This is a genomic window from Accumulibacter sp. (assembly GCF_023806625.1).
GTDB lineage: Bacteria > Pseudomonadota > Gammaproteobacteria > Burkholderiales > Rhodocyclaceae > Accumulibacter.
In genome coordinates, this window is the sequence record NZ_JAMTDX010000106.1 from 1 (window position 1) to 8685 (window position 8685).

The window sequence follows — 8685 nt, forward strand, 5'->3', positions numbered from 1 at the left end:
CTCTTCGTCTCGGAAGTCGTCGTCTCGAGTTCGCTGCGCAGCGTCTCGACTTCGTTGCCCAGGTCGATCGAGCGCAGCAGTTCGCGAATCCCCTCGGCGCCCATCGCCGCAAGGAAGTCGTCACCGAACTCCTCGACCTTGGCCAGATAGTCGTCCTCGGTGAGCAGTTGACCGCGGGTCAGCGGCGTCATCCCGGGATCGTAGACGACGAACGCCTCGAAGTAGAGGACGCGCTCGATGTCGCGCAGCGTCATGTCGAGGACCATGCCCAGACGACTGGGCAGACTCTTCAGGAACCAGATGTGGGCAACCGGGCTGGCCAGTTCGATATGCGCCATCCGCTCCCGGCGAACCTTGGCCAGAGTCACTTCGACACCGCACTTCTCGCAGATCACCCCGCGGTGCTTGAGGCGCTTGTACTTGCCGCAGAGGCATTCATAATCCTTGATCGGACCGAAGATCTTGGCGCAGAACAGGCCGTCGCGCTCGGGCTTGAACGTCCGGTAGTTGATTGTTTCGGGCTTCTTCACTTCGCCGTAGGACCAAGAGCGGATCTTGTCCGGCGAGGCGAGGCCGATGGTGATCGCATCGAACTGCTCTTCGGGCGTCACCTGCTTAAACAGATCAAGCAATGCTTTCATCTCTCGCTCCATTAGGAGTAAAGCTTCGCGGCGGGAAACCCGCCAGTCGGCGGACCGGGTTTCCAGGTCTCCCGGTCGCCGAAAGGACGATCAATAACGCTCCAGGTCGATGTCGATGGCCAGCGAACGGATCTCCTTGACCAGGACGTTGAACGACTCGGGCATTCCGGCGTCGATCTTGTGGTCGCCCTTGACGATGTTCTCATAGACCTTGGTGCGGCCGTTTACGTCGTCCGACTTGACGGTCAACATTTCCTGGAGAACGTACGAGGACCCGTAGGCCTCGAGCGCCCAGACCTCCATCTCGCCGAAGCGCTGGCCGCCGAACTGTGCCTTCCCGCCCAGAGGCTGCTGGGTGACCAGCGAGTACGGGCCCGTCGACCGCGCGTGCATCTTGTCGTCGACAAGGTGGTGAAGCTTCAGCACGTGCATGTAGCCGACGGTCACCGGGCGCTCGAACCGCTCGCCGGTCCGGCCATCGTACAGCGTCATCTGCCCTGACTCGGGCATTCCTGCAAGTTCCAGAACCTGCTTGATCTCGGACTCCGTGGCCCCGTCGAAAACCGGCGTGGCGAACGGAATGCCGGCCTCGAGGTTGCCGGCCATCTCGACGATTTCCTCGTCGCTCAGCTCATCCAGCTTCTCCGGCTTGCCGGAGCTGTTGTAGATCTCCGACAGGAGGGCGCGCACCTCGCCGGCCGCAGCCTGCCGGCGGAGCATCTCGCCGATCCGTAAACCCAGGCCTTTGGCCGCCAGGCCGAGGTGCACCTCGAGGATCTGGCCGACGTTCATCCGCGACGGTACTCCCAGCGGGTTGAGGACGATGTCCACCGGTCTTCCGTCGGCCATGTACGGCATGTCCTCTACCGGCACGATGCGCGAGACGACCCCCTTGTTGCCGTGGCGTCCGGCCATCTTGTCGCCAGCCTGCAGGCGCCGCTTGACCGCGACGTAGACCTTGACCATCTTCTGCACACCTGGCGGTAGTTCGTCGCCCTGGGTGAGCTTCTTGCGTTTTTCCTCGAAGGCGACGTCGAAGCCCTTGCGCGTCTGTTCAAGACCTTCGCGCAAGGACTCGAGCTGCTGCGCGACGTCTTCGTCGGCCATCCGGATGTCGAACCAGTTGTGCGGTTCGAGACCCTCGAGATAGTCCTCGGTGACCACTGCCCCCCTGGGCAGCCGGCGCGGCCCGCCGTTGGCCACCCGACCGACGATCATCCGTCGCGCACGGGCGAACGCGTCACGTTCGACAATGCGCAACTGATCGGCGAGGTCGAGCTTGTAGCTGCGCAGCTGGTCGTCGATGATCGACTGCGCGCGCTTGTCGCGCTCGATTCCCTCGCGCGTGAACACCTGGACGTCGATCACCGTACCCGAGATGCCCGACTGCACGCGCAGCGAGGTGTCCTTGACGTCGGACGCCTTCTCGCCAAAGATCGCGCGCAGCAGCTTTTCCTCGGGAGTGAGCTGGGTCTCACCCTTCGGCGTCACCTTGCCGACCAGAACGTCACCGGCCTCGACTTCGGCACCGATGTACACGATCCCCGATTCGTCGAGCCGCGAGAGTTGCGATTCGCCGAGCGACGCGATGTCGCGGGTGATTTCCTCCGGACCAAGCTTGGTGTCGCGAGCAACGACGGTCAGTTCCTCGATATGGATCGAGGTGAAGCGGTCCTCGGCCACGACGCGCTCGGAGATGAGGATCGAGTCCTCGAAGTTGTAGCCGTTCCACGGCATGAAGGCGACGAGCATGTTTTGACCCAGGGCGAGTTCGCCCTTGTCGGTCGAAGCCCCGTCGGCCACCACGTCACCCTTGGCAATCTGGTCGCCCACCCGGACCAGCGGCCGCTGGTTGATGTTCGTGTTCTGGTTGGAGCGCGTGTACTTGACGAGGTTGTAGATGTCGACGCCGGCTTCACCGGGCCCGGTTTCGTCGTCGTTGACCCGGACGACGACCCGCGAAGCGTCGACGTAGTCGACCAGTCCGCCGCGCAAGGCCTGAACCGCCGTACCCGAGTCTACGGCGACGGTGCGCTCGATCCCCGTCCCCACGAGCGGCTTCTCGGGGCGCAGGCACGGCACGGCCTGACGCTGCATGTTCGCTCCCATCAGGGCGCGGTTGGCGTCGTCGTGTTCCAGGAAGGGAATCAGTGACGCCGCGACTGAAACGATCTGGCTCGGTGCGACGTCCATGTACTGCACGCGCACGGGTTCGGCGAGGATCGTTTCCCCCTTCTCGCGGCAGGTGACCAGTGGATCGGTCAGCACGCCGCCATCGCCGAGCGTCGAATTCGCCTGAGCGATCTTGTAGGCCCCTTCCTCGATCGCCGAGAGGTACTCGATCTCGTCGGTGACGCGCCCATCGACGACTTTCCGGTAAGGAGTTTCGAGGAAGCCATACTCGTTGGTCCGCGCGTAGAGGGCGAGCGAGTTGATCAATCCGATGTTCGGTCCTTCCGGCGTCTCGATCGGACAGACCCGCCCATAGTGTGTCGGGTGTACGTCGCGCACCTCGAAGCCCGCGCGTTCGCGAGTCAGACCGCCCGGACCAAGCGCCGAGACGCGGCGTTTGTGGGTGATCTCCGAGAGAGGGTTGGTCTGGTCCATGAACTGTGACAACTGGCTAGAGCCGAAGAACTCGCGTACCGCTGCGCTGATCGGCTTGGCATTGATCAGGTCGTGCGGCATCAGATTGTCCGACTCGGCCTGCGACAGACGCTCCTTGACCGCGCGCTCAACGCGCACCAACCCGGCGCGAAACTGGTTCTCGGCGAGTTCGCCGACCGAGCGGACCCGCCGGTTGCCGAGGTGATCGATGTCGTCAATTTCCCCGCGGCCGTTGCGCAGTTCGACGAGCAGCCTGATCACTTCGACGACGTCACGAGGAGACAGGGTCAGCTGCTCACGCACCTCACCGGCGACGCCGAGACTCCGCAGCCGTTCCAAAAGATCGCTGGCCTCTCCCCGAGTCAGGTTCTCGGCCACCGCCCGCGGGCCATAGCTCAACTCGGCGAGAACCTGCTCAACCGAAGCCAGGGCATTGCCGGCCACTTCGTCGATCAACCTGACGACGTTTTCGCGCCGGGCGGGCGCCTGGCGGACCATCACCTTGTACTCGGCGACGTCGCGGCGCGACACGCGACGATTGAATTTCATCCGCCCGACCGCCGAAAGGTCATACCGGTCGTCCGAATAGAACAGCCCGTTGAACAGGATCTCGACGGCTTCTTCGGTCGGCGGCTCACCCGGGCGCATCATCCGGTAGATGGCGACGCGTGCCGCCTGCCTCGACGCCGTCTCGTCCGAGCGCAGCGTCTGCGAAATGAACCCACCCCGGTCGAGATCGTTGATGTACAGCGTCGGCAACGACTCGACTCCGCACTCCTGGAGTTTCGCCAGCAGGCCCTCGGTGATCTCGTCGTTGGCATTGGCGAGGATTTCTCCGCTGCTCCGGTCGACAATGTCCTCGGCGATCACCCGGCCGACGACAAAGTCTTCGGGAACCGCGACCTGCCTGATGCCGGCAGCGTCGAGCTCGCGGATGTGCTTGGCGGTGATTCGCTTGTCCTTGGCGATGATCAGCTTTCCGGCCTGGTCGTGGAAGTCGAAACGGGCGACTTCCCCACGCAGGCGCTCGGGCACCAGAGCGAACTCGATCACCTTCTGCCCGAGGTGGAAGGTGTCGAACTCGAAGAACTCTCGCAGGATGCGTTGCGGGGAGAGCCCGATCGCCCTGAGCAGCGTCGTCACGTGCATCTTGCGGCGCCGGTCGACGCGGAAGAAGAGCAGGTCCTTGGGGTCGAACTCGAAGTCGAGCCACGAACCGCGGTAGGGAATCACCCGAGCGGAGAACAGCAGCTTGCCCGAGCTGTGCGTCTTGCCCCGATCGTGCTCGAAGAACACGCCGGGCGAACGGTGGAGCTGGGAAACGATGACCCGCTCGGTGCCGTTGATCACGAACGAGCCCGTCGAAGTCATCAGCGGAATCTCGCCCATGTACACTTCCTGCTCCTTGACTTCCTTGATCGTGTCGGGAGCGTCGCGGTCGAGAATGACCAGACGAACCTTGGCGCGCAAAGCCGATGCGTAGGTCAGGCCACGCTGCTGACACTCGGTGACGTCGAAGGCTGGATCGGCCAGGGTGTAGCTCACGAACTCCAGGCGCGCATTGCCGCTGTGGCTGACAATGGGGAAGATCGAGGAAAAGGCGGCCTGCAGGCCCTGATTCCGGCGCTGGGCAGCAGGCACGGCGGCCTGCAGAAAGGCGGAAAAAGACTCCAGCTGGGTAGCCAGCAGGAAGGGCACGTCAAGCACGCTGGCGCGCTTGGCGAAGCTCTTGCGGATACGCTTTTTCTCGGTGTAGGAGTAGGTCATGGTCGCTCCAGGCTCAGAAGGCAAGTCTCCCGGCAACCAGGCGATGGTCGCGAGAGCCGCCGGTTCGCAACGGACAAACGCAAGGCGGGATCAGCTGGCGGGCTGACTTCAGCGTGCGACGCGTTCCCTGCCCGCACTTGCGTTTGCACACTGCCGGGGGCCGAGCGTCGGTGGGGAAATCGACCGACGCGATGCTCTTCCCGGAAAAGCACAAAAGGGCTGACAGCCGGAAGGCTGCCAGCCCACTCCACCGAACCACTCCTACTTGATCTCGACCTTGGCTCCGGCGTCCTCGAGAAGCTTCTTGAGCGACTCGGCGTCGGCCTTCGAGATCGACTCTTTGACCGCCTTCGGCGCGCTGTCGACGAGATCCTTCGCCTCCTTGAGGCCAAGCCCGGTCGCTGCGCGGACGACCTTGATCACTTCCACCTTCTTCTCGCCGATTCCGGTCAGCATGACGGTGAACTCGGTCTGCTCCTCGACCACCGGCGCGGCAGCGGCCGGCGCAGCGGCCGCCATCGAAGCCGCCGAAACACCGAATTTCTCTTCGAACGCCTTGACCAGGCTGTTCAGTTCCATGACAGTCATCGCGCCGACGGCTTCGAGGATGTCTTCCTTGGTGATTGCCATTATCGATACACTCCTATATCAGAGAACTCACGAAACCGCTTCTTGGGAAACCGCTTCTTCGCGCTGCCTGGCAAGAGCCGAGAGTGCGCAAGCGAATCCGGTCAGTGGCGCCTGCATGACGCCGAGCAGTTGGGCGAGCAATTCCTTGCGGCCCGGGATCGAGGCCAGAGCCTGAACGCCCGCCTTGTCGAGCAACTCGCCCGAGAAGCTGCCAGCCTTGACGACCAGCTTGTCGTTGGTCTTGGCAAACTCGTTGAGCACCTTCGCTGCCGCCACCGGATCCTCGGATATGGCATAGATCAGCGGCCCCTTCATCTGCTCGGCCAGGCTCGCAAAAACGCTGCCCTGGACTGCCCGCCGGACGAGGGTGTTCTTCTGCACGTGCAGGTAGACCTCCGAGGCTCGCGCGGCTGCCCGCAGACGGGTCATCTGCGCGACCGGCAAGCCCTTGTACTCGGCCAGAACCAGCGTCTGCGCAGTCGCGAGCCTGGACGACACCTCGTCTACGACGCCTTTCTTTCCTTCTAGATTGAGACCCACGGGTCTTTCCTCCCATCAAGTGAACACACGGCAAATCCGTCGGGATCTGCCTCACCCACGGCGGCCTTGATCAGGGATTGCAGCGGCGGTCGAAACTGACGGCCGCTGCACGGTCCTTTCTTCGGGTCACACCGTCTACGCAGGCCGCTCGCACACTTAGGCTTCAGGATGAATCCCTCCGCACCTGCGGTCTTTGACGATCCATCGGACTAACCCGAAGGCACAGCCGCGATGGCCCAACAAAGTTCGTCAATCGGCCGCGGGGCGTCTGGCCGCGGCCGCATGTCCTCAAAGCGTCGCAGCGTCGACGCGAATACCCGGCCCCATCGTGCTCGATATGGCCACCCGGCGAACGTACTGGCCTCGCGAGGTAGCGGGTTTGGCCTTGATCAGTGCGTCGACCAGCGCCTTCAGATTGAGGGCCAGCTTGTCGGATTCGAAGGAAGCCCGGCCAATCGTGCTGTGGATGATTCCACCCTTGTCGGTCCGATACTGGACCTGACCCGCCTTGGCGTTCTGCACTGCGGTGGCGACGTCCATGGTCACCGTGCCGACCTTGGGGTTGGGCATCAGTCCTCGCGGGCCGAGGATTTGTCCGAGTTGGCCGACAACGCGCATCGCATCGGGAGTCGCGATGACCCGGTCGAAGTTCAACATGCCACCCTTGATCTCCGCGGCGAGGTCTTCGAAGCCGACGATGTCGGCACCGGCCGCCTTGGCCGCAGCCGCCTTCTCGCCCTGCGCAAAGACAGCGACGCGCACGGTCTTGCCCGTCCCCGCGGGCAGGACGACCGAACCGCGAACGATCTGATCCGACTTGCGCGGGTCTACACCCAGGCAGACTGCAGCGTCGATCGACTCGTCGAACTTCGCATTCGCAAACTGCTTGGCCAGCGCCAGAGCCTCGACGACCGGATAATTGCGACTGCGCTCGATCTTGCCCTTGAGGGCTTTCTGCCGTTTGCTCAGCACAGCCATTTCACAGTCCCTCCACGGTCACGCCCATCGTGCGGGCACTGCCAGCGATCGTACGCACGGCTGCCTCCAGGTCGGCAGCGGTCAGATCGGGCATCTTCTGTTGCGCAATCGCCTCACACTGCGCGCGCGTCAGTTTGCCGACCTTCGTGGTATGCGGCTTTGCACTCCCCTTCTGGACCCCGATCGCCTTCTTGATCAGCACCGTTGCCGGCGGGGTCTTCATGATGAATGTGAAACTCTTGTCGGCGAACGCGGTGATCACCACCGGAATCGGCAGACCCGGTTCCACTCCCTGTGTCTGAGCGTTGAACTCCTTGCAGAACTGCATGATGTTCAGACCGCGCTGGCCGAGTGCCGGCCCGATCGGCGGCGACGGGTTGGCCTTCCCCGCCGGCACCTGCAGCTTGATGTATCCGATGATCTTCTTTGCCACGATGACTCCTCGATACGGGTCCAGACGCGCCCGCGAAGGCGCTCCCCAAACGACAAACGCGGCCCGCGAGCCGCCCTGGTGCGACGCGCCGGGTCGCTGCCTGCGCGCCGCGAACCGGGATCAACCGGTCAGGCCTTCTCGACCTGGCCGAACTCCAGTTCGACGGGCGTCGGTCGCCCAAAGATGGTCACCGACACCCGCAAGCGATTTTTTTCGTAGTTGACGTGCTCGACGGCCCCGTGGAAATCGGTGAATGGCCCCTCCTTCACGCGAACCACCTCGCCGGGCTCGAAGAGGACCTTCGGGCGCGGCTTGTCCACCCCCTCCTGCATCTGCTGCATGATCTTCTCGACTTCCTTCTCGGAAATCGGCGTCGGCTTGTTCGCAGTTCCGCCGACGAAGCCGGTAACCTTGGGTGTGCTCTTCACCAGGTGCCAGGAATCGTCGTTCATTTCCATTTCGACGAGCACATAGCCGGGAAAGAACTTGCGCTCGGAGATGCTTTTCTGCCCCATCTTGAGTTCGACGACCTCTTCGACGGGAACCAGTATCCGGCCGAAGGAATCCTGCATCGAATGTCGCTGGATGCGTTCCTGGAGGGCGCGCTGAACGGTCTTTTCGAACCCGGAATAGGCATGTACCACGTACCAGCGCATGCTCATGATCTCTTCCATCCGAGTACCAGGTCGTACAGCAACCATTCCAGGCTCTTGTCGGTCAACCAGAGAAACAGCGCCATCACCACGACAAACGCAAAAACCAACCCGGTTGTCTGCATCGTCTCCTTGCGCGACGGCCAGACGACCTTCCTGGCCTCGGTCGTCGACTCACGGGCAAACGCGAAGAACAGACGACCCTGCTCGGTCTGCCAGGCAACGAGGACAGCGAGGCCGACCCCGGCGAGCACGGCGAGCACGCGCAGGATCATCGCCTGCTCGCCGAGCAGGTAGAACCCCGCGACGCCGGCGGCGAGCAGCAGCACCGCCAGCGCAAACTTCAACTTATCGGCCATCTCGTCCGCTTTGTTTCGTTGGATGGCAGGGGCAGAGGGAATCGAACCCCCAACCTTCGGTTTTGGAGACCGACGCT

7 protein-coding genes and 1 pseudogene are annotated in these 8685 nt (G+C 63.1%); all 8 read right to left on the minus strand.

What is annotated here, in order from left to right; translation table 11 throughout:
* Positions 1–641 (minus strand): annotated as a pseudogene (locus NFW05_RS17000) (DNA-directed RNA polymerase subunit beta'); the annotation flags it as partial.
* Between the two features lie 90 nt (positions 642–731).
* Positions 732–5015, minus strand: coding sequence for a DNA-directed RNA polymerase subunit beta (gene rpoB, locus NFW05_RS17005; RefSeq protein WP_295309748.1), 4284 nt, complete (start codon positions 5013–5015; stop codon positions 732–734).
* A 261-nt stretch (positions 5016–5276) separates the two neighbouring features.
* Positions 5277–5645, minus strand: a complete 369-nt coding sequence (gene rplL, locus NFW05_RS17010) for a 50S ribosomal protein L7/L12 (protein ID WP_295309751.1) — start codon at positions 5643–5645, stop codon at positions 5277–5279.
* Between the two features lie 27 nt (positions 5646–5672).
* Positions 5673–6185, minus strand: a complete 513-nt coding sequence (gene rplJ / locus NFW05_RS17015) for a 50S ribosomal protein L10 (protein WP_295309753.1) — start codon at positions 6183–6185, stop codon at positions 5673–5675.
* 288 nt (positions 6186–6473) lie between these two features.
* Complete coding sequence (gene rplA / locus NFW05_RS17020; RefSeq protein WP_295309756.1) at positions 6474–7163, minus strand: 50S ribosomal protein L1; 690 nt, start codon at positions 7161–7163, stop codon at positions 6474–6476.
* A gap of 1 nt (position 7164) precedes the next feature.
* Positions 7165–7596: a 50S ribosomal protein L11 gene (gene rplK, locus NFW05_RS17025; RefSeq protein ID WP_295309758.1), complete on the minus strand. Its 432-nt coding sequence runs from the start codon at positions 7594–7596 to the stop codon at positions 7165–7167.
* Positions 7597–7724: 128 nt separating this feature from the next.
* Positions 7725–8258, minus strand: coding sequence for a transcription termination/antitermination protein NusG (gene nusG / locus NFW05_RS17030; RefSeq protein WP_295309759.1), 534 nt, complete (start codon positions 8256–8258; stop codon positions 7725–7727).
* Positions 8255–8608, minus strand: a complete 354-nt coding sequence (gene secE, locus NFW05_RS17035) for a preprotein translocase subunit SecE (protein WP_295309761.1) — start codon at positions 8606–8608, stop codon at positions 8255–8257. The genes nusG and secE overlap by 4 nt, the downstream gene beginning before the upstream one ends.
* Positions 8609–8685: the final 77 nt, after the last annotated feature.

Bases quoted from the DNA above. Each gene is read 5' to 3' on its own strand.
- rpoB (WP_295309748.1), bottom strand. From the start codon at position 5,015: ATGACCTACTCCTACACCGAGAAAAAGCGTATCCGCAAGAGCTTCGCC.
- nusG (WP_295309759.1), bottom strand. From the start codon at position 8,258: ATGAGCATGCGCTGGTACGTGGTACATGCCTATTCCGGGTTCGAAAAG.
- secE (WP_295309761.1), bottom strand. From the start codon at position 8,608: ATGGCCGATAAGTTGAAGTTTGCGCTGGCGGTGCTGCTGCTCGCCGCC.
- rplL (WP_295309751.1), bottom strand. From the start codon at position 5,645: ATGGCAATCACCAAGGAAGACATCCTCGAAGCCGTCGGCGCGATGACT.
- rplA (WP_295309756.1), bottom strand. From the start codon at position 7,163: ATGGCTGTGCTGAGCAAACGGCAGAAAGCCCTCAAGGGCAAGATCGAG.